Source organism: Bradyrhizobium sp. RP6, from assembly GCF_003837805.1.
Classification (GTDB): domain Bacteria; phylum Pseudomonadota; class Alphaproteobacteria; order Rhizobiales; family Xanthobacteraceae; genus Bradyrhizobium.
Genome location: NZ_RQIT01000066.1, coordinates 1 through 1034 on the forward strand (window position 1 = coordinate 1; position 1034 = coordinate 1034).

Consider the following 1034-nt stretch of genomic DNA (forward strand, 5'->3'; position numbering starts at 1 on the left):
ACAAGGAACACAGGAACCTGTCGCTCCGATGTGAAGGGAGGACTCCAAGCGGCTCGTCGCCGCAAGGAGCAGAGTACCGATGCGGAGCACAGGGGCGGAAACGCCCGTATTAGGGACGAAGGCGCTGCAATGGCACTGGACCGAAGGGGCGTTGTCATCCGGCTTTACGCGGTCGACAACCCGAAAGGGGATGATCGGCATGAGTAAGGCCAAGCCGTTTTGTATTGCCAAACGCGATGTGTGGGAGGCGTATAAGCAAGTGAAGGCTAACCAAGGGGCAGCTGGTGTTGACGGGCAGTCGATCGAAGACTTCGACCGAGATCTGAGTAAGAATCTCTATCGGATCTGGAATCGGATGAGTTCGGGCAGCTACTTTCCGCCTCCGGTGCGGCGCGTTGACATACCGTAAGGCGGAGCTGGCAGCACGCGACCGTTGGGAATACCAACGGCCTCGGACAGGATCTTGCAAGATCGCTGCCGATGCGCCTGCATTCATCCTGACTGAACGCGGAAAGCCTTATAGCGATAAGTCGTTCACCGGCAAGTTTTCGGCCTGGGGCAAAGCAGCTGGAATCACAACACAATGCAGTCCCCACACCTTGCGCTTCGCGGCAGCGCGTCGACTGGCCGAGCTGGGCTTATCCTTGAAGGTGATTGCCAGCATAACCGGGCACGACAGCTTGAAAGAGCTGTAACGGTACACGAAGGCTGCGGAGCAAAGGCTGGTCGCCAAGCGGGCTATTGCCGCGTTAGGCTCACACTAGCCCAAGGGTCGCGCCTTCCGCATCGCCTGAGAGGACTTCGAACGCTCGGTCGATCAGTCGCATGTCCCACAGAACCACACCGCCGCGCCTGATGGGCCGGGGCATCGTTCCGTCCTCGAGAATGCGGACGGAGTGAGCTGGCTCCGGAAATCTGGACAGGGCGATAAGTGGAGTTTCTGCCTGACGGCGGGCAAGATTGTCCCGCGAATCAGGAGAGACGATGAGCAAACGAGCCCGCCGGCAGCACGCACCGGCATTCAAGGCCAAGGT

At 59.5% G+C, this 1034-nt stretch carries 1 protein-coding gene and 2 pseudogenes; 2 read left to right on the forward strand and 1 reads right to left on the reverse strand.

Going from position 1 to position 1034, the window contains the following annotated elements; genetic code table 11:
- Positions 1-199: 199 nt before the first annotated feature.
- Together EHH60_RS36870 and EHH60_RS36875 are read left to right on the forward strand one after the other, a co-directional pair.
- Positions 200-469 (forward strand): annotated as a pseudogene (locus tag EHH60_RS36870) (group II intron reverse transcriptase/maturase); the annotation flags it as partial.
- A 28-nt stretch (positions 470-497) separates the two neighbouring features.
- Complete coding sequence (locus tag EHH60_RS36875; protein WP_245454699.1) at positions 498-695, forward strand: tyrosine-type recombinase/integrase; 198 nt, start codon at positions 498-500, stop codon at positions 693-695.
- 60 nt (positions 696-755) lie between these two features.
- On the opposite strand, the pseudogene EHH60_RS37915 reads toward EHH60_RS36875, so the two are convergent.
- Positions 756-1034 (reverse strand): annotated as a pseudogene (locus tag EHH60_RS37915) (hypothetical protein); the annotation flags it as partial.